At 62.3% G+C, this 25,415-nt stretch carries 32 protein-coding genes; 27 read left to right on the forward strand and 5 right to left on the reverse strand.

All coding sequences use genetic code 11. The features are described from left to right. Window positions 1-10 precede the first annotated feature (10 nt). From GC131_09005 to GC131_09045, 9 genes are all read left to right on the forward strand, one after another. Entirely contained in the window at window positions 11-1,147 is a 1,137-nt protein-coding gene (locus tag GC131_09005; protein MBI1274202.1) for a hypothetical protein, read from the forward strand. Then, a complete protein-coding gene (locus GC131_09010; GenBank protein MBI1274203.1) occupies window positions 1,144-2,583 on the forward strand; it encodes a hypothetical protein in 1,440 nt (479 codons plus the stop codon). Before GC131_09005 ends, GC131_09010 begins: the two co-directional genes overlap by 4 nt. A 24-nt stretch (window positions 2,584-2,607) precedes the next feature. Next, complete coding sequence (locus tag GC131_09015; GenBank protein MBI1274204.1) at window positions 2,608-3,246, forward strand: hypothetical protein; 639 nt, start codon at window positions 2,608-2,610, stop codon at window positions 3,244-3,246. Then, entirely contained in the window at window positions 3,123-3,563 is a 441-nt protein-coding gene (locus tag GC131_09020; protein MBI1274205.1) for a phage head closure protein, read from the forward strand. Before GC131_09015 ends, GC131_09020 begins: the two co-directional genes overlap by 124 nt. Window positions 3,564-3,611: 48 nt before the next feature. Beyond that, the gene (locus GC131_09025) at window positions 3,612-4,022 is read left to right on the forward strand and encodes a DUF3168 domain-containing protein (GenBank protein ID MBI1274206.1); all 411 of its coding nucleotides are present in this window, start codon (window positions 3,612-3,614) and stop codon (window positions 4,020-4,022) included. Continuing rightward, entirely contained in the window at window positions 4,022-4,387 is a 366-nt protein-coding gene (locus tag GC131_09030; protein MBI1274207.1) for a hypothetical protein, read from the forward strand. The genes GC131_09025 and GC131_09030 overlap by 1 nt, the downstream gene beginning before the upstream one ends. A gap of 2 nt (window positions 4,388-4,389) precedes the next feature. Then, a complete protein-coding gene (locus tag GC131_09035) occupies window positions 4,390-4,602 on the forward strand; it encodes a hypothetical protein (protein ID MBI1274208.1) in 213 nt (70 codons plus the stop codon). Between the two features lie 5 nt (window positions 4,603-4,607). Further along, on the forward strand, window positions 4,608-4,841 hold the full coding sequence (locus GC131_09040; GenBank protein MBI1274209.1) for a hypothetical protein: 234 nt from the start codon (window positions 4,608-4,610) through the stop codon (window positions 4,839-4,841). 322 nt (window positions 4,842-5,163) lie between these two features. Beyond that, complete coding sequence (locus GC131_09045; GenBank protein ID MBI1274210.1) at window positions 5,164-5,790, forward strand: TIGR02217 family protein; 627 nt, start codon at window positions 5,164-5,166, stop codon at window positions 5,788-5,790. Here GC131_09045 and GC131_09050 read toward each other — a convergent pair. Beyond that, the gene (locus GC131_09050; GenBank protein ID MBI1274211.1) at window positions 5,751-6,368 is read right to left on the reverse strand and encodes a hypothetical protein; all 618 of its coding nucleotides are present in this window, start codon (window positions 6,366-6,368) and stop codon (window positions 5,751-5,753) included. The genes GC131_09045 and GC131_09050 overlap by 40 nt on opposite strands. A gap of 57 nt (window positions 6,369-6,425) precedes the next feature. Between GC131_09050 and GC131_09055 the strand changes: the two genes are divergently transcribed. The 13 genes from GC131_09055 (at window position 6,426) to GC131_09115 (ending at window position 15,060) form a co-directional block, all read left to right on the forward strand. Further along, entirely contained in the window at window positions 6,426-6,629 is a 204-nt protein-coding gene (locus GC131_09055) for a hypothetical protein (protein MBI1274212.1), read from the forward strand. A 77-nt stretch (window positions 6,630-6,706) separates the two neighbouring features. Further along, on the forward strand, window positions 6,707-7,555 hold the full coding sequence (locus GC131_09060) for a DUF2163 domain-containing protein (GenBank protein ID MBI1274213.1): 849 nt from the start codon (window positions 6,707-6,709) through the stop codon (window positions 7,553-7,555). Between the two features lie 3 nt (window positions 7,556-7,558). Then, complete coding sequence (locus tag GC131_09065; GenBank protein MBI1274214.1) at window positions 7,559-7,990, forward strand: peptidase P60; 432 nt, start codon at window positions 7,559-7,561, stop codon at window positions 7,988-7,990. Beyond that, entirely contained in the window at window positions 7,968-8,213 is a 246-nt protein-coding gene (locus GC131_09070; GenBank protein ID MBI1274215.1) for a hypothetical protein, read from the forward strand. Before GC131_09065 ends, GC131_09070 begins: the two co-directional genes overlap by 23 nt. Next, complete coding sequence (locus tag GC131_09075; GenBank protein ID MBI1274216.1) at window positions 8,210-8,614, forward strand: hypothetical protein; 405 nt, start codon at window positions 8,210-8,212, stop codon at window positions 8,612-8,614. The genes GC131_09070 and GC131_09075 overlap by 4 nt, the downstream gene beginning before the upstream one ends. Beyond that, a complete protein-coding gene (locus GC131_09080; protein ID MBI1274217.1) occupies window positions 8,611-8,850 on the forward strand; it encodes a hypothetical protein in 240 nt (79 codons plus the stop codon). Before GC131_09075 ends, GC131_09080 begins: the two co-directional genes overlap by 4 nt. Before the next feature lie 79 nt (window positions 8,851-8,929). Next, window positions 8,930-12,355, forward strand: coding sequence for a hypothetical protein (locus GC131_09085; protein MBI1274218.1), 3,426 nt, complete (start codon window positions 8,930-8,932; stop codon window positions 12,353-12,355). After that, entirely contained in the window at window positions 12,352-12,579 is a 228-nt protein-coding gene (locus tag GC131_09090; GenBank protein MBI1274219.1) for a hypothetical protein, read from the forward strand. Before GC131_09085 ends, GC131_09090 begins: the two co-directional genes overlap by 4 nt. 311 nt (window positions 12,580-12,890) lie before the next feature. Continuing rightward, entirely contained in the window at window positions 12,891-13,142 is a 252-nt protein-coding gene (locus GC131_09095) for a hypothetical protein (protein ID MBI1274220.1), read from the forward strand. 106 nt (window positions 13,143-13,248) lie between these two features. Then, on the forward strand, window positions 13,249-13,842 hold the full coding sequence (locus GC131_09100; GenBank protein ID MBI1274221.1) for a DUF2793 domain-containing protein: 594 nt from the start codon (window positions 13,249-13,251) through the stop codon (window positions 13,840-13,842). Continuing rightward, window positions 13,839-14,153: a hypothetical protein gene (locus tag GC131_09105; protein MBI1274222.1), complete on the forward strand. Its 315-nt coding sequence runs from the start codon at window positions 13,839-13,841 to the stop codon at window positions 14,151-14,153. Before GC131_09100 ends, GC131_09105 begins: the two co-directional genes overlap by 4 nt. Further along, entirely contained in the window at window positions 14,153-14,641 is a 489-nt protein-coding gene (locus GC131_09110) for a glycoside hydrolase family protein (GenBank protein MBI1274223.1), read from the forward strand. The genes GC131_09105 and GC131_09110 overlap by 1 nt, the downstream gene beginning before the upstream one ends. After that, window positions 14,638-15,060 (forward strand): hypothetical protein, encoded by a 423-nt coding sequence (locus GC131_09115; protein ID MBI1274224.1) that lies wholly within the window; start codon window positions 14,638-14,640, stop codon window positions 15,058-15,060. The genes GC131_09110 and GC131_09115 overlap by 4 nt, the downstream gene beginning before the upstream one ends. Before the next feature lie 4 nt (window positions 15,061-15,064). Here the strand turns inward: GC131_09115 and GC131_09120 are convergent, their stop codons facing one another. Then, window positions 15,065-15,919 (reverse strand): prephenate dehydratase, encoded by an 855-nt coding sequence (locus GC131_09120; GenBank protein ID MBI1274225.1) that lies wholly within the window; start codon window positions 15,917-15,919, stop codon window positions 15,065-15,067. Between the two features lie 204 nt (window positions 15,920-16,123). Between GC131_09120 and GC131_09125 the strand changes: the two genes are divergently transcribed. The 3 genes from GC131_09125 to GC131_09135 all read left to right on the forward strand — a co-directional run bounded on the left by GC131_09125 (window position 16,124) and on the right by GC131_09135 (window position 18,558). After that, on the forward strand, window positions 16,124-16,663 hold the full coding sequence (locus GC131_09125; GenBank protein ID MBI1274226.1) for a c-type cytochrome: 540 nt from the start codon (window positions 16,124-16,126) through the stop codon (window positions 16,661-16,663). A gap of 102 nt (window positions 16,664-16,765) precedes the next feature. Beyond that, window positions 16,766-17,584: a histidinol phosphate phosphatase gene (locus GC131_09130; GenBank protein ID MBI1274227.1), complete on the forward strand. Its 819-nt coding sequence runs from the start codon at window positions 16,766-16,768 to the stop codon at window positions 17,582-17,584. Next, window positions 17,584-18,558, forward strand: a complete 975-nt coding sequence (locus GC131_09135) for a flippase-like domain-containing protein (GenBank protein MBI1274228.1) — start codon at window positions 17,584-17,586, stop codon at window positions 18,556-18,558. Before GC131_09130 ends, GC131_09135 begins: the two co-directional genes overlap by 1 nt. A 3-nt stretch (window positions 18,559-18,561) precedes the next feature. Here GC131_09135 and GC131_09140 read toward each other — a convergent pair whose 3' ends face one another. Together GC131_09140 and GC131_09145 are read right to left on the reverse strand one after the other, a co-directional pair. Then, entirely contained in the window at window positions 18,562-19,329 is a 768-nt protein-coding gene (locus GC131_09140) for a hypothetical protein (protein MBI1274229.1), read from the reverse strand. Further along, the gene (locus GC131_09145; GenBank protein MBI1274230.1) at window positions 19,329-20,594 is read right to left on the reverse strand and encodes a glycosyltransferase; all 1,266 of its coding nucleotides are present in this window, start codon (window positions 20,592-20,594) and stop codon (window positions 19,329-19,331) included. The genes GC131_09140 and GC131_09145 overlap by 1 nt, the downstream gene beginning before the upstream one ends. Before the next feature lie 30 nt (window positions 20,595-20,624). On the opposite strand from GC131_09145, the gene GC131_09150 reads away from it, so the two are divergent. After that, entirely contained in the window at window positions 20,625-21,908 is a 1,284-nt protein-coding gene (locus GC131_09150) for a hypothetical protein (protein MBI1274231.1), read from the forward strand. Here GC131_09150 and GC131_09155 read toward each other — a convergent pair. Then, window positions 21,883-22,728, reverse strand: coding sequence for an alpha/beta fold hydrolase (locus GC131_09155; protein MBI1274232.1), 846 nt, complete (start codon window positions 22,726-22,728; stop codon window positions 21,883-21,885). The two genes, GC131_09150 and GC131_09155, sit on opposite strands and share 26 nt — an antisense overlap. Before the next feature lie 124 nt (window positions 22,729-22,852). Between GC131_09155 and GC131_09160 the strand changes: the two genes are divergently transcribed. Continuing rightward, the gene (locus GC131_09160; GenBank protein MBI1274233.1) at window positions 22,853-25,408 is read left to right on the forward strand and encodes a penicillin acylase family protein; all 2,556 of its coding nucleotides are present in this window, start codon (window positions 22,853-22,855) and stop codon (window positions 25,406-25,408) included. Window positions 25,409-25,415 lie beyond the last annotated feature (7 nt).

Here is a 25,415-nt window from a genome sequence, read left to right on the forward strand (position 1 = left end):
GCCCGGCGTGATGACATTCTTGCCGCTCATGCGCAGACGGGGGATCAAACCCGCCTTCCAGCTTTCGTTTCAGGGCGCGTTCCCGGCCGCGCTAAGCTTCAGCCGCTCTTCGCTCGGCTGGCGCTTTAACGCAAGCGGGCAGCTCGAAGAAATGGGCACCAATACCGCGCGCATCAACCACGACCCCAACACCGCGCAGGTGCTTGGCGCGATGCTGGAAGAAGAGCGTACGCAAAGGCTTTACTACACGCGCGATTTTTCGAACGCGCTGTGGGTCAAAACCAATTGCAGCGCCGCCGCCAACGCCACCGGCCTTGACGGCGTGGCAAGCAGCGCTTTCACGGTGACGGCGAGCGCCGACAACGCCCAGATTTTGCAGAGCCGCACGGTTTCATCGGCGCTGCGCGCCGGCAGCATGTATATCAAGCGCGGTACCGGCACGGGCGGGATCGATATCACGCTTGATGGGGGCGGGAGCTGGACATCCGTGACCGGGCTGTCGGCCACGCAATGGAAGCGCGCCGCGATCGCGCAGACGCTCGCGAACCCAAATTTCGGGCTTCGCATCCAGACATCGGGCGACAGCGTTATTATCGATCAGGCACAGGTCGAAGACGGGCCGTACCCTTCGTCCCCCATCATCAACACTGACATAACCGACCGTACCCGCAATGTGGAAAGCGCGACGCTTACGCTTGGCAGCTGGTACAACCATGCCGAAGGCACGCTGTGGAGCGAAGCGGTGGCGCCGCAAGGCGTCAACAGTTCTGCTTCCGGCTATGTTGCATGGCAGATCGACGATAATTCGGCCAACAACCGGCATTGCATCACCCGCAACCAGGCGCGGCAGGCGCGCGGATTGACGCTTTCCGGCGGCGGCGTGCAGGGCAACTGCGTTGACGGCGCGAGCTGGAACGACGAAACCGCAGGCAAGGTCGCTTACGCCTACAAGGCGGACGATTTTTCGCAAGTGTTCAACGGCGGCAGCGCCGTCGCCGACACATCGGGCAGCGTGCCCGCAAGCGGGATGACCACGCTGCGGCTCGGCCCCGCGCCGGGCGGCGTGTATTTCAATGGCTGCGTGCGGCGGCTGGCCTATTACAGCCGGCGGCTGACCGACGCCGAAATGCAGGCGATCACGCTATGAGCCCGCGCGCTGCGCAGCACGAAAAGCCGAAAGGCTGGTATCTCGGGCTGCGCTATATGCATGGCGCCGGGCTGGTGGCCGAAGCGTCCGCGCCGGTGGAAGAACGGCAATTCGGCGCGCAGTTCATTTTCGCCGGGGAAATTTTGTGCGAAGCCGCCGATTGGCGCGCGCTTTTGCGGCAATGGTGGGAAGCGATTCGCGACGGCGGTACGCTCGTGCTTTGGGTGCCGGATTGCAGGTTTCTTGCGCTTGCCCCAGAATTTGCGCGCATCACCCGCGAAGACATCGAACATGCGTTCGATGATATGGCCGGCTGGTGTTTGCGCGAAGCGGACCTGATTGACGGTCATATCTTCGCGGCGTTCGAAAAAACCGGCGACGGTGCGCAACGCCGTGCGCCATGGCGCACGGCGGCACGGCACGTTCTGGTCGCGCGCACCGGCGCGCTCGGGGATGCGCTGATGGCGGCTTCGGTTCTGCCCGCGCTGAAGGCGGAAGGCTGGCATATCAGTTTTATCAGCAAGGCGCCCGGCTGCACCGCGCTGCGCCACGACCCGCATATCGACGAGCTGATACTTTTGCAGGACGGACAAGTGAGCGATGCCGAGCTGCCGCTTTACTGGCAGGCGCACGAGGGCCGCTTCGACCGCTTTATCAATCTTACGCATTCAGTGGAAGGCGAGCTTCTGAAACACCCCGGACGGGGCGATTACTGGTGGAGCGATGCGCAGCGCCGCGCGCTGTGCGGCCGCAGCTATCTGGCGCAAACCCATGCCGTGGCGGGCGCCCCGCCGCCCTTTCGCGTGCGCTTTTACCCAAGCAATGCAGAAGTGCGGCAGGCGGCGGCGCAGGCGCAAAAGCTGGGCGATTTCGTGCTTTGGTGCCTGCGCGGTTCTGCCGTGCATAAATGGTGGCCGCATGCGCCGCAGGCGATTTGCCAGTTGCTGGCGAAGACGAACCTGACGATCGTGCTTTCCGGCGACAGCGCGGCGCGCCGGCAGGCGGATGAAATTATCGCAGCCGCCCGCGCCTATCATGGCGATGCCGCGCGCGTGATCGATATGGCCGGCACGCATTCCGTGCGCGCGGTGATGGCGCTGGCGCACCATGCGCGCGCCGTGGTCGGCCCGGAAACCGGGGTGATGCATGCGGTGTGTATGGAAGATGTGCCCAAGATCGCCATGCTTTCGCATTCTTCGCCCGCGAACCTGACGGATGACTGGGTGAATGCGATCGCTATTACGCCGGATGTGGCGTGCTACCCCTGCCACCGTTTGCATTACGGGCATGAATGGTGCCCGCAGGACGATGCGACCGGCGCGGCAGCCTGCGCCGCCGCGATCAGCCCCGCCCGCGTGTCGCAAGCCGTGCGCGAAGCAGTCTTGCGGCCGGTCAAAGCACCCTGGTGGAACGATTTGCCGGATCTTGCAGCCTGAACGCCGAGACAAAGGAAAGAAACAATGCCATCGCTTGAACTTGTAACAGCGCCTGCCAGCGAACCCGTGACGCTGGCCGAGGCCAAGACCCATTTGCGCGTTGAAGCAACCGCCGACGACAGTTTTATCACCGCGCTGATTGCCGCCGCCCGGCAATGGGCCGAAGAACATACCGGGCGCGCGCTGATCAGCCAGACATGGCGTTTGTGGCTCGATTGCTGGCCCGGCATGAACGAACAATGGTGGGATGGCGTGCGTGACGGGCCTGCAAGCGGCCTTACGGCTGCGCGCGCGATCAGCCTGCCGCGCGCGCCGCTGATATCGATCAGCACCGTAAAAACATATGACGATAACGACGATGCCACGGTATGGGACGCCGCGAATTATTTTGCCGACACCGCAAGCCAGCCCGGGCGCATTGCGCTGCGCAACGCGGCCACCTGGCCGCAGCCGGTACGGGAGACCGGCGGCATCAGCATAGAATATGTGGCCGGGTATGGCGCGGCCGCCGCCAACGTGCCCGAAGCCGTGCGTACCGCATGCCGGCAATTGGTGGCGCACTGGTACGAACACAGAGGCGAGGCGGGCGGCAGGATCGCACCCGCGCCGCTGACGGTGCAGGCGTTGCTCGGTCCGTATCGTATTTTGCGGGGGCGGCTGTGATCGGGGCCATGCGCGCGCGCATCACGTTGCAGCAGGAAACGCAAACGGGGGATGGCGCGGGCGGCTATCAGCTCGGCTGGCAGGACGTGGCCACCTTGTGGGCCGAGGTCGAGCCGTTGCGCGGCCGTGAAGTTTATATCGCCGACCGGCCGGAAAGCCGCGTTACGCACCGCATGACGATCCGCTACCGCAGCGATATTACGCACCGCATGCGCGTGAGCCATGACGGGCGTTTGTTCAATATCCGCGCCGCGATTAATGCCGACGCGCGCAAGCGTTTCACGCAACTGTTCGTGGAAGAAGGGGGCAGCACATGAGCGCAGCGATTGGGATAATAAGATGAGCGCGGCGATTGGGAGAGCGGCATGAGCGACGCCATGTTTGCGGTGCAGGATGCGGTCTATGATTTGCTCGCGGCCGACGGCACGGTGCAGGGCGCGCTCGGTGATCCCGCGCGCATCTACGATCATGTGCCGCCCGAAGCGACCTTTCCCTTCCTGACGCTCGGCGATACCGACGCCGAAATTTACGATAGCAAGAACCTGACCGGCATGACGCAGGTGATATTGCTGCATGCCTGGTCGCGTTATCGCGGCAGGAAAGAGATCAAGGATATTTTGCAGGCGCTTTACGGCGCGCTGCACAACGCTTCGCTGAGCGTAAGCGGCGCGAGCTTCGTTTCATGCCGGTTTGAAAGCGCTTCGCTGCTGATCGACGACGACGGCATGACATACCACGGGCTTGCGCGCTATCGCGTGATCACGGAACAAACCTGATGGCAAACGTGAATTTCCGCAGCTTTGTGCGCAGCTACCGCGCGCCGCGTTCCGGCCGCCGCTATTTGCCGCGCAGCCGCAGCGGCGCGGAGGCGGACAGCCTTGAAGCCGTTGCGGCGCGGCTCGAGCGGCAACTGACGCAGCAGGTTTTGCGCAATGTCAGCCGCCAGATTTTCGACGGCGCGCTCGGTGGCGGGGTCAGCCAAGGCGTGGCGCGCGGCAACAGCGCCCGGCCCTTTACCGGGGCGGCGGAAACCGTGCTCGGCGGGTTGCTTGGCCTGCCGCGCGGGCAAAACTGGCTGGCGCAGGGGCAGGTAATCGGTAACCTTTACCGTTCGTTGCAGCAATCTTTCCGGTGGCTGTAAATATGATCGACGAAAGACTGACCCTGCTGCACCGGCGCGCAGACGCGCACACACGCGGGCGTTCGCGTCATACAGTCACCGACCCCAAGCTTCTGCGCGCCATAGACGCGATTGAGAAGTATCTGGGCGGGAGGCCGGACAAGATGTTCCGAAATCCTGACGGTAAGTGGAAGCCATCCGGCAAAGAAGCAAGGTATCCCTTTAAAGAGGAATAGCAGAGATGAAGTGGGTTGCTGACATTAAACGGTCTGGAAAAATAGCGCGATGCGAGATAGAGCGTCAGCTGTTAACCAGCTTAACCTCGAATGTGTCCGATCAATTTGGCTACTATCTTTATGTTTGGGAAAATGAAGGCGATGCCCATGACTATCTCCAAGACACACCTGAAATAGCGATGGCTCAGGCTTTCGAAAATTTTGGCGTGCCGCTGGATGCCTGGAAGAAAGTGGAGTGAGGAGCGCACATAAATAATTTATTGCTTGAATGAATTGGCGGGCCGTCTTGCGACCCTTTTTTGTTTGCCATACACCGGTTATCCCATGAAAACCATCTCCGCGCTGCTGCACTGCCAAGCGCATGCACCGGCCGGGAAGGTGGTTGAAGTTACTCTCTCACCCGCATGGCCGGCGCCTTTCTGCGCTTCGTTGCCGCGGGATGAGGTTACTAAGGAAATTTTGCAAGTGAGCAGGGTGTCTGCACCGGCTGCACCGGCTGCACCGCGCGATGCGCGATTTCATTTATCGTTTCAATAAACCAGCAAAATCCGGAAAACAGACATGTCCTTCGATGAAGTGCAGATGCCGTTGCGCGTGGGTTTCGGCTCGGCCGGCGGGCCCGGCTTTTCGACCGAAGTTATCGTGATCGACGGCGGCTATGAGCGCCGCAACCAGAACTGGTCGCAGGCGCGCCGCCGCTATGACGCGCGCACGGGGCTGCGCACCGGGGTCGATGCTGCCGCGCTGCTCGGGTTCTTTCATGCCCGCGCCGGGCGCGCGCGCGGCTTCCGGCTGAAGGACTGGAGCGATTTTTCATCGGCAACGGACGGCACGGACACGAGCGCCTGGAGCGACCAGACCATCGGCACCGGCGACGGCACGGCAACGCAATTCCAGCTTGTAAAGAACTACGCAAGCGGCACGGTCACGCATACGCGCCGGATACGCAAGCCCGTAAGCGGCAGCGTGAGCGCGGGCACGAACGGCACGCAGGCCGCGAGCGGCTGGTCGGTTGATATCACGACCGGCATCGTTACCTTTGCTGCCGCGCCAACGGCGGGGCATGCGGTGACCGCGGGTTTTCTGTTCGATGTGCCCGCGCGCTTCGATACCGACGTGCTTTCGCTCACGGCCGAAGATTTCATCAGCTACAACAGCGCGATCCCGATCGTGGAGATCAGGGTGTGAACAGGGGTGGCGTGAACATGCCGGGGCCGGATGACTGGCTCGCGGCGCTGCACCGGCGCGCACACGCGCTGGCGTTCGCGGTATATCTGAAGAAGAGCTTTATTTCTCCGCATCTGCGCGCGCTGGTGGAGGCCACCGCTTCGCGCGAAGCGTTGATGAAGTACAACCCGAATTGGGAGGCGCGCCCGCGGGCAGCCCCGGCGGCGGGCAATGGACCGACGGCGGCGGGGGGCGCGGGAAGGCCGGGAGAAGCAAACCCCTACCCGGATGCGATCACGCCGCTGATTCCGGACGGGGATGCCGTGCTTATCCTTTCCGCGCTGCCTGCCGGCAGGGCGCTGCAGATTGCGCGGATTTTTCTGCAGCCGCTTGCCCGGCCCGCCGCCGACCGGAAGCTTCTGCGCGCCATTGACGCGATAGAGAAATTTTTGGGTGGTTCGGGTATGGCTCGGCGGAACAAGGCCGGGGATATATTTATTATAAGGGGCGACAAAAAGATAAGGTTTGATATAAATAAAACCTTTCCACACAAAGAACCCCATTTTCACATTGAAAAAATGATAAAGAATGGAAAGCAAACAGATTGGGTGCCCGCTGGGAGAAAACACTGGTATCCCTTCAAGAAGGAGTAAGCCATGAAGTGGCTGGCAGATATAAAATTACCCGGTAAGACCGTGCGCTGTGAAATTGAGTATGATGAGTTAGCGGGATATTATCTTTACGTTTGGGAAAACGACAAAGGCATCACAGACGAATTGCAGGATACCTTTGAATCCGCTGCCCGTCGTGCCCGAGATCTTTTTCAGGTGCCGCTGGATGCTTGGAGGAAAGTGGAGTAAGGGGCGGCCGTAATATTTTGAATGATTTGACGGGCCGTTTTGCGGCCCTTTTTTGTTTTCCACACACCGGCTGTCCCATGAAAACCATCCCCGCGCCGCTGCAGGATCATCTGAACGGCGAGCTGACAACGCTTGCCACGCTCGTGAAGGTCACGCGCCGCGACGGCGCGGTGAAAGCGTTCACGACGCACGACCGCGATATCGCGCTCGGCGGCGTTACATACCTTGCCGACGGCGCGCTTTCGCCGAGCGCAATCGAAAGCCGCGCCGGGCTGGCTTCGGGCAACCTCGATATCGCGGGCATGCTCGATAGCGCCGCGATCAATGGCGAAGATATCAAGGCCGGGCTTTATGACCATGCGCGGGTGGATATATATGTGTGCAACTGGGCCGCGCCCGCCGACGGCGCGGTGCAGCTGCGCCGCGGCTGGCTTGGCGAGGTCACGCTTTCGGGCGGGCAATATGTGGCGGAGCTGCGCGGTCTGCATGATTTGCTGCAGCGGGAGATCGGCGATTACGTGACGCCGGAATGCCGCCATGATCTTGGCGACGCGCAATGCGGCGTGGATACAGGGGCCATAACAGTGAACGGCACCGTGACGGGCGTGACCGGCGACGCCGTATTTACGGACAGCGGGCGCAGCGAGGCTGACGAAACATTTGCCTATGGCAAGCTGACATGGACCGGCGGCGCCAATACAGGGCTTGCGATGGAGGTGAAGGCGTGGGACGGCGCGGCGCGGCAATTCACGCTCTGGCTGCCCATGCCGCACGGCGTGCAGGCGGGCGATACTTATAGTGTGTATCCCGGCTGCGACAAGCGGCTCGCGACCTGTTCGGCCAAATTCAGTAACGTTGCGAACTTCGGCGGCTTCCCGCATCTGCCGGGCATCGACCGGCTTTTGCAGTACCCGGACAGTAAATAAAACATGGAAGACAATTTCGCCGCGCGCGTGATTGCGGCCGCGCGCGCATGCGCCGGCACGCCCTTTCATCATCAGGGCCGGGCGCCGGGCGCCGGGCTTGATTGCATCGGGCTTGTCGTGGTCGCGCTGCGCGCCGCGGGCAAGGATGTGCGCGACCGCACCAATTACGGCCGCAGGCCGGACGGGCGCGGGCTTGTCGCCGCGCTGGAAAGCCACGGCTTTGCGCCGCGCGCGGACAAAAACGCGCAAGCGGGGGATATTTTATTGTTCCGTTTCGATAGCCAGCCGCAGCATGTGGCGCTGGCGACCGGGCCGGGCGGCATGCTGCACGCCTATGCCCCGGCCGGGAAGGTGGTCGAGGTTACGCTTTCGCCCGCCTGGCGCAGCCGGCTGCTGGGGGTTTGGAGTTTGCATGACGGAAACCGGGAAGTTTGAAGGCGAGCTGGCCGCGCTGCGCCGCGATATCGCTGCCAAGGCGGCGCGACTGGCCGCCGCCTATGATCGCTGTTGCGGCGCCGTGCCGGAACTTGTGCAGGATATTGTGGCCTACACGGCGCGCGCCGCGAAATACAACCCGGATTGGGAAGCGCAGCCGCGCGTGCCCGGGGGCAACCCCGGCGACGGGCAATGGACCGACGGCGGCGGGCTTGCCCGGTGAATTATGTGCCGGAAGGCAGCGCGCCGGAAGAAACAAACCCGTACCCGGATGCGATCACGCCTGTGTACCCGCTTGAAGCGGCGCTGACGGCTTTGGTGACCCCGGAAGCTGTAATTGTTGGCCGCGCACTCATCGCGGCGGGTAGGGCCCACATCACGAACCGTAAGCTGTTACGCGCCATTGACGCCCTAGAGAAATATTTGGGTGGGAGGCCGGACAAGATGTTCCGAAACTTTTCCGGTGATCTGGTGATCATAAAACGTGACAGGCAAATCAGGTTTGATATAAATAATCACTATCCTCATAAAGAACCGCATTTTCACGTATTGAAGCAACGGCCAAATGGCAAATGGAGGCCAGCTGGCAGAGAACAGAGATATCCTTTCAAAGGGGAAGAGTGAAAATGAAATGGGTTGCTGACATTAAGGGCCATGAAAAAGTTGCGCGGTGCGAGATAGAGCGCCAGCTATTGACCAGCCTAACCAAAAATGTGCCCGATCAATTCGGTTATTATCTTTATGTATGGGAAAACGGAGGGGATGCCCATGATTATATGCAAGACACACTTGAGATAGCCATAGAACAGGCTTTTGAAGATTTCAGTATTCCCAAGAGCGCTTGGAAGAAGGTTGAATAAATAATATCCCCCCCCTGCGCTTTTTTGTCGCGGCGTGACTGCATAAATTTCCCGATTTTGTAAAAACCCGGGCATAACCATGGCATCCATCCTTCTCAGCACCGCCGGCAATGCGCTTGCGCCCGGCATCGGCGGATCCTTGTTCGCGCTCGCGGGCGGAGCTTTGGGCTCGGTCATCGACCGGCAGATTTTCGGCTTTTCCGGCCCGCGCATCGAAGGGCCGCGGCTTGAAAATCTGAAAGTGCAGGATTCGCGCTACGGCGCGGGCATCCCGCTTGCGTGGGGGCGCGTGCGCGTCGCGGGCAACGTGATCTGGTCTTCCGACCTGATCGAGGCGCGGCACGAGGAGCAATCGGGCGGCGGCAAGGGCGGCTTCGGCGCTTCATCTTCCGTCACCACCGTGCGTTACAGCTACAGCGTGAATTGCGCGGTGGCGGTTTGCGCCGGGCCGGTGCAGGAAATCACCGCCGTGTGGGCCGACGGCAAACTTGTTTATGACGGCGGCGGCTGGAAGGCGGGGCTGGCGGCCAGTGCGGGCATTTATACCGGCACGGCGGCGCAGACGCCCGATGCGGTGATGGAAGCCGCACTGGGCGCGGGCAATGTACCGGGCTATCGCGGGATCGCCTATATCGTTTTCGAAGGCCTGCAGCTGGCCGATTTCGGCAACCGCATCCCCAATCTGACCTTCGAAGTGCTGGCGAGCGCCGCCGACCCCGCGCCCGTGTGGGACGGCGAGGCTGCGCCGGCACTTTCAACCTCGGTCATTTCGCTGCATTCGCATCAGGGCAACCCGCCGCTGCGCATCGCGGGCGACAGCACGCGCACCACGCGGCTGATCGTGGGCGGGTATGTCAACCCGGGCGCGAGCTGTCAGTACCAGGTTGTGGAATATGACGTGACCGGCACCGCGCCGGCCCTTGCGGCGCGCACATCTTCGGACGCCTTCGCAAGTTCGGCCGAGTTGTATGACCATAGCTGGGGCATGGCGCCGGACGGGCGCTATGCCGCGATCCTCGCGCTGAATGACGACGGCACCGGCAATGTGATGATTTATGACAGCGCGCTGCGTATTTTCGGCGCGCCCGTCGCCGTTACGTTGACCGGCGCGCTGCGCCAGATCGCCTGGATCGGGCCGCTGCATTTCGTTTTAAGCGAGGTTTCCGGCGGCGTGCGCGGCGTGCGGCTTTTTATGCGCGCGGGGTTGGGGATCATTGACCTCGGGTTCAGCCCGGTTTGGGGCGCAGGTTCCGATACTTCGCGCCCGACCGTCGGGCATGCGCAGTTCATCCCGGCGCAGGACGGCTTGCTGTTCATGACCGGCAATAGCAGCTTCAGCCCGACTGCGCTTTATCTTTGCCATATCAGGCTGGCGGGCAATGCGGTGGCTGCGGGTGCGCCCTATACGCTAAGCGCGAGCGTGCCTTCGGGCAGCGCGGCGCAAACCAGTTTGCTCGATCTCGGTGGCGGAGAGACGCTGCTGACGTTCAGCCTTACATTCGATGCGCGCGTGCTTTCGTTTCGCGCCGACGCCGCGGGCGCCACGATCACGCGCGGCTGGACTTCGCTCGGCTACCCCACCGGGGCTGAAAACTGTACGCCGGAATTGTTGGGCCCGTCGCGGCTTCTGCTGATCGTGCGTTTTGCCACGGAAAGCAATTATCGCATCCTTGAAGCCACCATCGGCGATAGCGGCTTTACGCTGCTTTCATCGGAAGGCGAGATTGTCGGCGGCTATGAGGCGGCGGTCGATTCCCACCTTTGCGTGCGGATCGACCATAATCGCTTGGCGTTGCAAGACGGCGCCTATTCAACCGACATGACCTCCGCGCTCGGGCTCATCACGCGCTCGGGCGGCGGCGACACCTTGCAGAATGTGGTGGATGCAATTCTTGACCGCGCCGGCTATGACGCGGCCGATTACGATACCGACGCGCTGGCGGATGAAACGCTTGCGGGATATGTTTTACCCGGGCCGCTGACGGCGCGCGATGCGATCGAACCGCTGCGCAGCTACCGCCCGTTCGATCTGGTGGAAAGCGGCGCCAGCCTGCGCGCGGATTTGCGCGGCGGGACGGCGGGTGAAACCGTGCCGGACAGCGAGCTGCGCGCCGCCGAAGACGACGACGAACCCCCGCCCGCGCTGGAACAGGTGCGGCGGCAGGAGCTTGATTTACCGGCCGAGGTTACTGTCGATCATATCGACCCGGCACGCGCCTATGAAATCGGCAGCCAGCGCGCCAGGCGCATCACCGGCGCGGCGCAGGCCGTGAAAAAACTGGCGCTGCCGGTCGTGTGCGATGCCGCAGCGGCCAAGCAGGTGGCGGAAACCACGCTTTTTGCCGCATGGGCGGAGCGCGACATGGTGAAGTTCCGCGCCACGCGGAAATATTTGACGCTCGAGCCCGGCGATGTGGTGAGCGTGGGCGGGCGCACCGCGCGGCTTACGCTTGTGCGCCAGCGCGGCGGCATGGTGGAAGCCGAAGGTTTGCTCGTGAGCGCGGACGCCTATGCCAGCGCGGCGGTGGCCGAAGGCGGCGAGGCGGCGCAGCGGCGCGATGTGGCGGCTGTGCCTTCCTACGCTTTCCTGATGGATTTGCCCCTGTTGACCGACAATGACGATCAGCCGGGAATGTATGCCGCGATTTCCGGCGCCGCCGGCTGGCCGGGCGGCGCGCTGTGGCGTGCGCCCGACACGGGCACGGGCGGCGTGGATTTTGCCGCGATTTCCGGCTTTCCGCTGTCGGCGGCGGCCGGCGCGGCGGCGGATGTTCTGGCGGACGCGCCCGCACATTATATGGACCGGGCCGGAAGCGTGACCGTGCAGCTTTTTCAGGGCACGCTTTCGAGCTGCAGCGAAACCGCGTTGCTCGACGGCGGCAATGCCGCGCTTTTGGGCGACGAGATAATACAGTTCCAGACCGCGACGCTGGCGGGGCCGGGGCTTTATACGCTGACGAACCTTTTGCGCGGCAGGCGTGCGACCGGCTGGGCTTCGGCATCGCACACGGCGGGCGAACGTTTCGTGCTTTTGCAGCAGAACAGCACACAGTTTTTGCCCGCGCAGCTTTCCGATCGCGGACGGACATACCAGTTCCGCGCGCTTTCGACCGGGCAAAGCCTCGGCGACGTGCAGGATACCGCCTTTACCTATGGTTTGCGCACGATCGAACCTTTTGCGCCCGCGCATCTGGCGGGCACGCGCGCAGACGGCCCCGGCGGCGATTTGACCATCACCTGGAAGCGCCGCGCGCGGCTCAATGCCGCATGGGTAGATGAAATTGACGTGCCGCTGGACGAGGCGGAGGAGCTTTACGATATCGAGATCATGGACGGTACGGACGTGAAGCGCGCCTTCAGCGTTTCCGGCACGTCGGCGAAGATCTATAGCGCGGCCGAGCAAACGGCGGACTGGGGCACGGCCGTGCCCGCCAGCTTCACCGTGCGCGCAAGCCAGCGCAGCAACCGTTTCGGCCGCGGGCAGACGGCGGAGGCGGCGCTGTGAGCATGCATGCTATGCGCAGGATGATGCTGCGCTTTACGCCGCTATTGCGCGAAGCGCGGACGGCGCTGGCCGCAAAATACAACCCGGATTGGGAAGCGCAGCCGCGCGTGCCCGCGGGCAACCCCGGCGGCGGGCAATGGACTGATGGAGAAGCAATAGTTGATGTTAACGGGCCGGGCGCAGAAAATTCGTTGCTTGATATTTATGTTGATGACTGCCCCTAGATCCCGCCATTGCGCCCTGGGAGCTGTTGTTGATAAATGACAGGGTTAGAACAATTCTGGGTTTTGTCTTCAGCCGTGCTGCCGGTAAACCTTATTATACAATAGGCAAACAAAGATATTCTTCCCATGCTCTTGGTCAAATGGAAGCGAGGGGGTATTCCGCCATCAGTGGTCACAAATGCTATCAAGCAGGGCGCGGCGAGACGATCTTTCAACAATGCAACGACTTATTATGATAAAATAAACAATGTTACGGTTGTTGTTGGCAATACGACCAGACAGGTAGTAATGGTGAGGAAGGGATCTCCGTGATGCAGGAAGAAAAGGCAAAAGCCGTTCGCCGTATTCTGAACGTTGAGTGGAACCCGGCCGGTATTCCAATACAACCGGACGACGACGAATACGATTCTTATGTTGCCGTGATTCTACAAAAAAAGTGGAGCCAAACGGAACCGGAGGCTTATCTTGGAAGCCTTGAATATACCATACTGGGTGCAAAGATCGGCAAGGCAAGACGAGCTGTTGCCGCCAGCGTCGCTGAAAAGATTTTGTCTGTTTTATAGCCGTCTGTATTTGTGAATAACAGCCGCTCTTAACCCGCGGAACACCCCATCCCCGCCGCACCGGCCTTCGCCGGCGCGGCTTTTTTTGTTGCAGAAGGAGGCAGACATGGCCAACACACCCACTATCGCGATGCCCTATCTGGTGGCTTCGCAGGTGCAGAAGGAAGTGACGCACAACGATGCGTTGAACGACCTCGATTTCACTGCGCAGGCTTCCGCGCATGACCGCGATCTGAATGCGCCGCCGGGTTCGCCCGCGCAAGGCGATTGCTATGTGATCGGCCCTTCGCCCAGCGGCGCATGGAGCGGCAGTGCGGGCGCGCTCGCGGGTTATTATTCCGGCTGGCGCATCAAAACGCCTTCGGCCGGCTGGCGCGCATGGCTGCGCGACGAAGGCAGGCTGGCTTATTACACCGGCAGCGGCTGGGGCAACCTCGCGACGCCGTTCCTTGAAGGCGCGGCCACGTGGGACCCGGCCAACCTCGCGGACGGCGCGGGGGAAACTTCCGCCGCCATCACCGTGACGGGCGCCGCCTTCGGCGATTTTGCGTTCGCGGCCGCGCCCTATGACCTGCAGGGCATTACCTGCACCGCCTATGTTTCGGCCGCCGATACGGTGCGCATTCGCATACAGAACGAAACCGGCGGCGCGATCGATCTCGCTTCCGGCGCATGGAAAGTGCGGGTCATCAAGCAATGAAAAGCGGCATAAAGACGAAGATGAAATCGTTCGATCAGGCGGTGCGCGGCGGCTGGCACCTTGACAGGCGCGTTCCCTTGGCGCTGATCCTCGCCATTATTTTGCAAACCTTTACCGCCGTGTGGTGGGCCAGTGCGCAGGCGCAGCTCAATGATTTTCAGGATACGCATCTCGGCCGGCTCGATATCCAGCTGGAAAAGGCCGCCGCCGGGCAGGAGCTTTCCGGCGTTCGCCTCGCCCGGATCGAGGAGCGCGTGGGCGCGGTGCAGGAAACCTTGCAGCGCATCGAAAAAAACCTCGGGCGGCGATGATGGACGGCACATTCGCTGCTTCCGGTACCCATGCCGCCGAAATTTTTCCGCGGCGCGCGAATGAAGCCGGGATTGCCCTGATCAGGGAATTCGAAGGGCTGCGGCTTGAAGCCTATCTTTGTCCGGGCGGGATTTTTACCGTGGGCTACGGCCACACCAGAAGCGCGCGCGCGGGCATGAAGATCACGCGCGATCAGGCCGATGCGCTGCTCGATGCCGATTTGCGCGTGTACGAACATGCGGTGGCGCGGCATGTTCTGGTGCCGCTGACCGACAACCAGTTCGCCGCGCTTGTAAGCTTCACCTTTAACGTCGGCATCACGAACTTCATCGGCTCCAAGCTTTTGCGGCTTTTAAACCGGGGCTGGTACGAACAGGTGCCGGCGCAGCTATCGCGCTGGGTGCATGCGCGCGGCGAGGCGATGGGCGGGCTGGCGCGGCGGCGGCGGGCCGAAGCGATGTTGTGGAATACGCAGGACCGGGCATGATCGGCATCGATAACGCGATCGGGCTGGGCGTTACGGCGCTGGCCCGGCTGTTTGACCGCCTGATCCCCGACCCGGTCGCGCGTGAAGCGGCCAAGGCCGCGCTTTTGCGGGAAGAAAACCGGCAGGCGCTGGAGGAAATGCAGGCTTCGCTTTCCGCCATCCTTGCCGAGGCGAACAGCGCCGACCCGTGGACCAGCCGCGCGCGCCCCACCTTTCTTTATGTCATTTATATCATGATATTGATGTGCGTGTTCGGCGCCATCGTCGGCATTTGGTATCCGGGCGAGGTGTTCCAGGCTTCGGAAAACCTGAACCGGCTTTTGAAGGCTATTCCGGGCGAGCTGTACAGCCTTTTTGCCGTCGGGTATCTGGGCTACACCGGCGCGCGCAGCATTGATAAATGGCGGGCGGGGAAATAGACGCTTACGGATGTTCGCTGCGGAACTTGTGCGCGGGATAGACGCCAAGCAACCTGATCTCGCTGGCAAAAAACCCGAGCTCTTCCAGCGCCAGCCTGACCGGCTTGTCTTCCGGGTGGCCTTCGAAATCGATATAGAATTGCGCGGCCGTAAAGCGCCCGTCGATCAGATAGCTTTCCAGCTTGGTGATGTTGATGCCGTTGCTGGCGAAGCCGCCAAGCGCCTTATAGAGCGCGGCGGGCACGCTGCGCACGCGGAAAATGATGGATGTGATAACCGGCCCGTTGCCCGGCGGCGGCGTTTTTGCTTCGCGCGATATGATGAAAAAGCGCGTGGTATTGCCGCGCTCGTCCGCGATATCGGCCGCGAGGCTTTCGAGCCCGTAGATTTTCCCCGCCAGTTCCGATGCGATCACGGATGCCGATTTATCGTTCATGTCGGTCAGCACGGAAGCCGCGCCCGCGGTATCGCCCTTGATCACCGGCCTGATGTTGTGCTTGCGCAAAAACTTCCGGCACTGCGCCAGCGCGTGCACATGGCTGTGCGCGGTTTTTATATCGCCTAGCTTCGTGCCCGGCAGCGCCAGCAAATGGTGGACCACGGGCTGATAATGTTCCCCCACCACATGCAGTTGCCCGTGCGGCAGCAGGTGGTGCACGTCGGCGACCCGCCCGGCGATCGAATTTTCGATCGCGATCATGCCCAGGGTCGCGCGGCCTTCGGTGACGGCTGCGAATACATCATCGAACGACAGGCAGGGCATGGTGGTATAATCCGGGTGCACCGTGCGGCAGGCGAGATCGGAATAGGCGCCCTCCGCCCCCTGAAACGCTATGGTTTTACCGTTGTCTGAAGCCATCCGAACCTTACCTGTCCTGTTTTCGCCCGCCTTTAAGTCCACGCCTATATATATGCATGGTTACGGGTCGTTTCGCCAAGGAAACTGGCAGGCCGCGCGATTTTAGGCAACTGTTGCAGCCGGGGCCTTGCCGCCCGCGTAAAACCTGCCTAAACATACGTTCCTGCACCGTTTTTCCCAGAATTGCCGGGGGCGTATTTTCGCATGTCGGGTTTCGAGCTGAACAAGATTATGGGCGCCATCCTTCTCGCGGCGCTGGTCGCCTGCCTTGCGGGTTTTGTCGCGCATGTTGTCGTGCATCCGCACGAGGGCGGCGAGAAAGCCTATGTTGTGGAAGGCGTGGGCGAAGAAACCGGCACCGCCGTTGCCGCCGCGCCCGCCGGGCCGGAACCGATTGCCGCGCTGCTGGCTTCGGCCGATGTTGCGGCGGGGCAGAAAGTTTCGCGCGCCTGCGCTGCCTGCCACGATTTCACCAAGGGCGGGCCCAACAAGGTGGGGCCGAACCTTTACGGCATTGTGATGAACAAGCACGGCCATATGGAAGGGTTCAGTTATTCCGATGGCATGATGGGCATGCATGATAAGGTCTGGACCTATGACGAGCTGAACGAGTTTCTCTATAACCCGAAGGCCTATGTTCCCGGCACCAAGATGGCCTTCGCCGGCATCAAAAAGACGCAGGACCGCGCGAATTTGATCGCCTATCTGCGCACATTGGCCGACAGCCCGGCTTCCCTGCCGTAAAATCACGCCCGGACCCTGTGCGGATCCGCGTTTTTAGCGGCTTTCATCATGCACGGCTTTCCTCTATCGTGGCGCAGCCTTAACCCCCGTAAAGCTGCGCATATGCCTCTTGTGTTCGAAATTCCGGATGAATTCCCCGCCCTTGCCGCGCGGCTGGCCGATGCCGCGGGCGCCGTTATCCGCCCCTATTTCCGCGCGCTGCCCGGTATCGATTTCAAATCCGACAGTTCCCCCGTCACGCTGGCCGACCGCGAAGCCGAAAGTGCGATGCGCGATATTTTGCGCACCGCGCGCCCGGGCGATGGCGTGTGGGGCGAGGAGCACGGCGCGGAAAATATGGACGCAGAATGGGTCTGGACGCTGGACCCGGTTGACGGCACGCGCGCTTTTACCGCCGGCAAGCCGCTGTTTGGCACGCTGATCGGGCTGATGCATCAGGCCGCGCCGGTTTACGGGGTGCTCGATCAGCCAATCATGAACGAACGCTGGGAAGGCGGCATCGGACGCCCCGCGCAGCTGAACGGCAAGCCCGCCCGCGCCCGCGCCTGCGCTTCGCTGGGCCACGCCTATCTCAACACCACAACGCCCGATATGTTTTCGCCCGGCGAATGGCGCGCCTTCAAGGCGCTTTCGGCAAAGACGCGCGACACGCTTTACGGCGGCGATTGCTATGCCTATGGCTTGCTGGCTTCCGGCCATATCGACCTTGTGGCGGAAGCCGATTTGAAATTGCATGATTACGCGGCGCTTGCGCCGATCGTCGATGCCGCCGGCGGTATCATGACCGATTGGCAGGGCAGGGCGCTCAACCGCGATTCGGCCGTTTCGGGATCCGCCTGCGTGCTTGCATCCGGCGACCGCGCCTTGCATGCGGGCGCGGTTGAATTGTTGCACGCTGCCGAACGGGACACGGCGCGCTGATGCTGCGTGCCGGGATCATCCTCGCCCTGCTCGGCCTTGCGGCCGCGATCGGCCTTGTTGCGTGGCACGGGGCCGATGACGTGTTGGAGGCCTTCGGCGCCGCGGGCTGGGGCATCGTGTGGGCCAGCCTGTATCATATTTTCCCGCTTATCATCGCCGCGCGCGGCTGGCAGGTTTTGATGCCGGGGCGCGGACGGCCGGGGCTCGGGTTCATGTGGCTTGTGCTGTGGCTGCGCGTTTCCATGAACAACCTTTTGCCCGTGGCGCGCATCGGCGGCGAGGTGCTGGCGGCGCGGGTGATGATCAAGCACGGCATTTCCAAAGCGACGGCGGTGGCCAGCGTCGTGGTCGATACCACGGTTTCGGTGATCACGGTCTTGATGTTTTCGCTTACGGGCATCCTGTTGCTGGCCTGGCACGACCCCGGCACCGATATCATGCTGCAATTGCTGGCGGGCGTGGCGGTGGCGGCGCCGGTTGTTGCCGCGCTGGTGGCGGTGCAGCGCGCCGGGTTTTTCGGCCTGTTCGCCAAGATGGTCAAATGGTTCGGCGGCGACCGGCTTAAGGAATTCGCCGGCACCGGCGCGCGTTTCGACCGCGCGATCCGCGCCATGTATCGCCGCCGCGGCCGCGTTTTCGAAAGCGGTTTCTGGATTTTGCTTTCCTGGATGTCCGGCGCGGGCAACATATGGCTCGCGCTCTGGTTCCTTGGCCACCCGCTTTCGGTGCTCGATTGCCTGATCATCGAAGCCATGATCCAGGCCGCCAGCAGCCTCGCTTTTGCGGTGCCCGCCGCGCTGGGCGCGCAGGAAGGGGCGTTCTTTTTCTTCGGCGGTTTGCTCGGGCTTTCGCCCGAAGTTGCGCTGGCTCTGGCGTTGATGCGCCGCTGCCGTGATATCATTATCTATGTGCCCGGCCTGATCGCGTGGCAGATCAAGGAAGGCCACTGGCTTTTGCGGAAAAAGACCGCCTAGAAACTAGAAAACGGTGTGACGGAAAGCCGCGATCGCCTGCGAAACATTGGTGCTTGTCGTGCGGTCGATACGCGGGTGGCGCAGCGGCACCCAGTGAAAGCGCGCATACCATAATGTTCCCGTATGCGGCGGCTTGCCGTAATCATGGGCAGGCAGGGGCCGGAAGCTTTCGCGTTCTACGCCGACATAACCCAGGTTTTTTTGTTCCGAAGCATAGAGCCGCAACAATTTTCGCTTGCGGCTCTGTTCCTCGGGCGTAAGCGCGATGACGGTATCGTTTACACCCGCTTGCGGAAATGTTTGTGCGCAAGCGCGGCCGCCACAATAATTGTAGGCCGCGAATTCCAGCACCGGTATATCCTTGTTCAGCACGCTGGCAGCGCCGCTGGCGGCATCGTGATCCGGATGTCCGCCTTCGTAGGCCAGCACCCAAAGCTGATCGATATCGTATTTGGCGGCGTGCCACTTCACCTCGTTCACCATATCATGCAAATAAAAGCGCAGGCTGCGCGTCGGCCGCGCTGCTCCGCCGACGATTTTTGCGCCCAGCGCCAGCGCGGCCTTTTCCGCTTCAAGCCGCCGCGCACGCACGAAGAAATCGTGGCGGTGTCGTTGCCACGGCCACAGTATTTCGCGCGCGATCACGCCCGTGGTCAGGAAATAGATGAAAACCTCCGCCCCCGCCGCGCGGGCACGCGCGATCGCGGCGGCGCATGCCACCACTTCGTCATCCGGGTGCGGCGCGAGCATAAGGATGCGTTTGCCGAACATCACGCGGCACGCTTGGTTTGCGCCGTGCCCGCCGCCAGCTGCCAGAGGGGGTAAAAATCTTCCCGCAGCACGGTATCCCAGCCGACGATCATGCCCTGCGCGCAGGTTTCGGTGGCCCGGCGCAAATCTTGCGCGCCTTCGCCCTGCATAAGGGTTGCAAGTTCGCGCAAGGCGGCGGCCCAGGCATCGGCGCCGCCCGCAATGGCGCGCAGCGCGGGCGAAGGCGGAAACATTTGCGCGACGCCGTTCGCTTCCGCCACAAGCGCGGGCAGACCGCAGGAAAGCGCCTCGATCGTCGCCATGCTGCGGATCTCGACCTCCGACGGGTGCGCAAGCAGATCGGCGCTTGCATAGAGCGCGGCAAGTTCGGCGGGCGGCAGGAAGCCGGCCACGGTGGCGTTATGCGGCAGGCGGCGGCGCACTTCCGCTTCAGCAGGGCCGACGCCTGCGGTGACAAGGTGCAGCGGCAAGCCGCCGGCGACGCAGCGTTCGACCGCGTCGATCAGCGTATAGATGTTCTTGCCCTCATCCATGCGGCCGACGAACACGACAATGACATGGCCCGGGCGCACGCCGAAGCGCGCCTCGGTCGCCGCGCGGTCGCGCCGCTGCGGGTTGAAAACGGTTTTATCGATTCCCAGCCGCAGTTTATGGATGCGGCTTTGCCCCAGAATTTCCGCGCCGCTGGCAAGATCAATAGGCCGCGAGGCCAGCGCATGGCTGCAAAGACGTAAATGCCGGGCGAAACGCCTTTGCATCGCCGCCTGTTTGCGCGCGGGCAGCCGCCAGCCTTCGATCACCATACGCGAAAGCGCGCCGCGCCCCAGAATTCCCTCGATCGCCTTGGCCATAAAAATGCGGGCATAGGCAGGCTGATCGGTATGGAAGGAATGGGTCAGCGGCACGCCGCGCCGCGCCGCCACGCGTTCGGCCGTGCGGGCGAAGGCAAAGAACGCATCGGTGGTGTGAATAACATCGCGGTCTTCGAGTTCGCGCGCCAGCGCCGGATGGTAGGGCGCGAGATCGGTGTGATCGGGGATATAGGGCAGGAATTTGAGTTTCGCGGTGCTGAAGATTTGCGGCAACTGGCGGATGCGCACGTTTTGCGAAAGCTCTTCGGTTTTTTCGGCCCCGGAAAAATAAACCGTGAGATCGAGCGGCAGCGCGGCCCGGGCCGCCGCCGCCGCCACGCGCTCCCAGCCCTTGACGTGCCCGCCCGAGCCGGGGGAGCGAACAAGATCAATCAGCGCGGCGACTTTCAGCATGGCTTCATCCGGTATTTTGCGGTGCCTGGCTTGTGCGGTATTATCGCGCCCGCCATGCCATCCCTGCAATCCATAGTATTATATAGCGCGCTTGCGGCCATTCTGGCCGCGGCGCCCGCTGTTTTTGCCCAAAATCCGGCCCATGCGCAAGATACCGCCCCGGCGGACCCCGCCCCCGCCCCCGCCGCGGCCTCGCCCGATGCGCCGGTCGATGCGGTCGCGCCCCAATTCATGCCCGTCTTCCCGCTGGGGCTTGATGATGCGGCCGCCCCGCTTTTGCTGCCGCTTTACAGCAACCTGCCGCTTGGCCGCCCGCACCCTGGGGTCAAGCGCGCCGTGATCATGGTGCACGGCATTTTGCGCGACGCCAGCACGGCCTATGCCCGCGCGCTGACTTATGCGGGCGCGGCGGCGGGCGAGCGCGGCGATACGATTTTGCTGGCGCCGCAATTTTTGTCCGCGAGCGATATCATGCGTTTTGCCGCGCATCTGCCGGACGGCGGAAAATCCATCGCCTATTGGCAGGCCGACGGCTGGCTTTTGGGTGACGATAGCGCCAGCAAGACGGGCACGCGCCCGGTTAGCTCGTTTACCGCGCTCGATATTCTGTTGGCCTATCTGGCCGAAAAAGATTTTTTTCCCGATCTGCAGCAAGCCACGATCGCAGGCTTTGCCGATGGCGCGGTGTTCGTGCAAACCTATGCCGCCGCCAGCCGCGCCCCCGATCTGCTTGAAAGCGTAATGGTGGAAACGCGCTTTCTTGTCGCGGGCGCCCCGCATTATCTGTACATGACCGGTGTGCGCCCGAAGGAACAGACGGATGCGAAGGAAAGCGCCGGGAAACAGGCAACCGCGCCGGAAAGCGTCGGCTTCACGCGGCCCGAACTTACCATTTGCCCCGGCTATGACCATTACCCCTTCGGCATGGAGCGGCTGAACGATTACATGCGCCAGCAGGGCGCGAGCCAGGTGCGGCTGCGCTACCCCACGCGGCGCGTGCATTACATCGCGCCCGCCGCGCCGCTGCCATCCGCCACGGTGATCGACCGCAGCTGCGCCGCGCGGTTGCAGGGCGACGATATCGCCGCCCGTGCCCGCAATTATTTTTCCTACCTGCAAACCATTTACGGCCCGGTGGCGCGCAGCCTGCAGCGGTTGCATGTGATCGAGGGCGCGGGGTGGGATGCCGCCGCGCTGCTCGGTTCCGCGTGCGGCAACGCCATATTGCTGGGCGACGGGGTGTGTGAAACAGGCCTGATCGGCACGTTCGGCCCGCCGGGGGAAATGCCTAAAGACCGAGAAAACGGCGAATAACCCCGATCTGGTGCGCGTCCGTCAGTGTCGGAATGTGGCCGATACCGGGTATTTCGACCAGCTCGGCCTTCGGCCCGCGCGCGGTCATTTCTTGCGCGGTTTGTGCGGACAGAACGTCGGACAATTCGCCGTGCAACAGCAATGTGGGCGCTTGCACGCGGTCATAGAAATCCCACAAATCCACATCGGTTTTTATATCGGCGAAGTTCGACGCGACCTTCGGATCGTAGCAAAGCTTGAAGCTTCCGTCCGGCATCGTGCGCGTGCCGTACGCGGTGATGTGCGCGAAATCATCGTCCGTCATCGGCCCGCTAAGCTCGTAGGTTTTGCGGAAATAGGCTTCGACCGCCGCCTTGCTGCTGAAGGAAAGATCGAGCCCGGTATAGGAAGCGATGCGCGCCAGCGCTTCGGCCGGGATGAAGGGCCCGACATCGTTCAGCACAAGCCGCCGCACCGGCGTTTTCGGATGCGCCGCGAGCAGGAAGCCGATGATTCCGCCCATGGACGTACCGACCCAGTCAACCTCGCTTACGCCAAGATGCGCGATGATCGCGCCCATGTCGGCCAGATATTGCGGGTATGAATAATGCACGGGGTCGGCCAGCCAATCGCTACGTCCGCGCCCAACAACGTCTATGCCGACAACGCGCGCCGCGCCGCTTTCGCTGAGCGCGAGCGCAAGCTTGTTAAAATCCTGCGCGTTGCGGGTCAGGCCATGCACGCAAATGACAGTGCGCGGCGCATCGGCCCGGCCCCACACATAGTAAGCGACCTTGTGCGGCCCGGCGGGGCTTAGGCAGGGTACGAAAGAAGGTTCCATCGCGGGGTTTCCATAGCGTATAGCGGGTTGTATCGTAGCGGGAAGATGCTAAAATAACAGTAAATCAAACACTTGCAAAAAACAAAGCCGCCCGCAAACAAAACCGCCCGCCAGCAGGGACATCATGAATACAGCCGCCGCGCCCGCTATTGCCGTTATCGTTCGCTGGGCGCGCCGCCTGTTTCTTTTCGGGATCGGTTTTGTTTTGATCGCGGCCGCCGCCGCGCTTTTGCTTTGGCGCGGGCAAATGCCTTCATACACGGGCACGGTCAAGTTTGCGGGGCTTGGGGCCGAAACCGAAGTGCTGCGCGACCGGAACGGCATTCCGCATATTTTTTCCGCTTCACGCACCGATGCGGCGCGGGCGCTTGGCTATGTGCATGCGCAAGACCGCCTGTTTCAAATGGAAATGCAGCGCCGCGCGGGCGCGGGGCGGTTGAGCGAGGTCGTGGGCGCGGACGCGCTGCCTTATGACAAGCTGTTTCGCACGCTCGGCATCTATGCGCTTGCGCAAAGCAGTTACGGCGCGCTGGCGGGCGATGCGCGCGATATCCTTGATGCCTATACGGATGGCGTGAACGCATGGCTCGATACGCATAAGGGTTCGCTGCCGCTGGAATTCACGCTGCTCGGGTTCAGCCCGGAAGCCTGGAAGCCTGCCGATACGCTTGTGTGGGGCAAGCTGATGGCGTGGCGGCTGAGCGCCAACTACCGGCTTGAAGCCTATCGGGGCCGCCTCGCTGCGCGCTACGACCACGACAAGCTTGAACGGTTGTTCCCGCCCGCGCCTGAAGCCGCGCCGGTGACGACGCGCCCGGAATTCCCCCCTCTGGTCATCACGCCTGCGGAAAAAAAGATATTGCCGGTCGAACCGGCGCCCGAAACGCCGGAAAATGCCCCGGATGCCGCGCCTGCTCCTGAAGCGCCCGTTCCGGCGGATGAAGACCATACCGATGCGCGCAAGCAATTGTGGCGCAAGGCGTTGCCTGTGCTCGCGGGCATGGCTGGCGCGCTGCCCGCCGGCGCGCCGGGCGCATCGAACGAATGGGTGGTTTCCGGCGCGCGCAGCGTAACCGGCAAGCCGCTGCTGGCGAACGACCCGCATCTCGATCTCGAAACCCCGATCCTTTGGTATCTTGCGCGCATCACGACGCCGGAAGAAACCCTGACGGGCGCGACCGTGCCGGGGCTTCCTGTCGTGCTGCTCGGGCAGAACGGCTTTATCGCATGGGGCTTCACCACCACCAACAGCGATACGCAGGATCTTTATATCGAAACCATCGATCCCGCTGACCCGGGCAGCTACATCGCGCCCGAAGGTTCGCGCAAGTTCGAAGTGCGCGAAGAAATCATCGGCGTGAAGGGCCAAGATGACGTGACCTTGCGCGTGCGCAGCACCCGCCACGGCCCCGTGCTTTCCGATATCGTGGACGAATTGAACGATGATATGCTGGGCGCCGGGCAGGTGGTCTCGCTGGCCTTCACGGGCCTTGGCGAGCACGACCGTTCGTCCGAGGCGCTTTTGCGCATCAATCAGGCGCGCAACTGGCAGCAGTTCCTCGATGCGCTCGCGATCTACGAAACGCCGACGCAAAACATGGTCTATGCCGACCGCGAGGGCAATATCGGCTTTATCAACGGCGGCTATATCCCCGTGCGCAAAAACGGCGATGGCCGTTTCCCGGCCGACGGGACCACAACCGATGGCGACTGGATCGGTTTCGTGCCGTTCAATTACTTGCCGCAGGTCTATAACCCGCCGGGCGGCACGATTTTGAACGCCAACAACGCGGTGGTGGACAGGGGCTACCCGTATTGGCTCGGCACCGATTACGCCGCCTATTACCGCGCGCAGCGTATCGCCGAACTTCTGAAGGCGAAGGATAAATTCTCGGTCAACGATTTCGCAACAATACAGGCTGACACGGTTTCGACCGCCGCGCGGGATCTGATGCCCTTCCTTTTGCGGCTCGTGCCCACCACGATGCAGGAAAAGACGGCGCTCGATCTTTTACGTGCGTGGGATTTCACGATGGACAAGAACCGCCCCGAACCGCTGATTTTCGAATGGTGGTTGCGGCAGATGAATTTACGCTTGCTGGCCGGGCAGCTCGATGAGGTGATGGAAGCCAGGGGGCCGCTCAATGCCGAAGTGGTGAAAGGCATTCTGGAAAAACCGGATGGTTTTTGCCGCACATGGGAAAAACGCGATGCGACCGATTGCAACCATGTGGTGGAGCGTGCCTTCCTTGAAACGCTCGACGAGCTGACGCATCGCTACAGCCCGGATATCGGCACATGGCGCTGGGGCAGCGAACATATCGCAGCCATGGAAAACCGCGTGCTCGGTCATTTGCCCGGCTTCAACACGTTCTTCGGACTCGGTTTTAGCAGCGGCGGGGGTTTCTATACGGTCGATCGGGGCGGCAATTACGGCTTTGGCGACAGCCGCCACCCGCTGATCCGCGACCATGGCGCGGGGTATCGCGCGGTCTATGACCTTGGCGACCCGGCTAAATCCCGCTTTATGATTGCGACCGGGCAGGCGAGCCATCCGTTCTCGCCCTACTACGATAACTTCCTGGAACCGTGGCAGGCGGGCCGTTCCGTCACGCTCGGCCAGACGCGCGAAGAATTGCAGCGCGACAATGCCGGTGTGATGACGTTCGTTCCCGAATAGGCGGCTT

It is taken from the genome of Alphaproteobacteria bacterium (genome assembly GCA_016124955.1).
Taxonomy (GTDB): Bacteria; Pseudomonadota; Alphaproteobacteria; order UBA9219; family RFNS01; genus RI-461.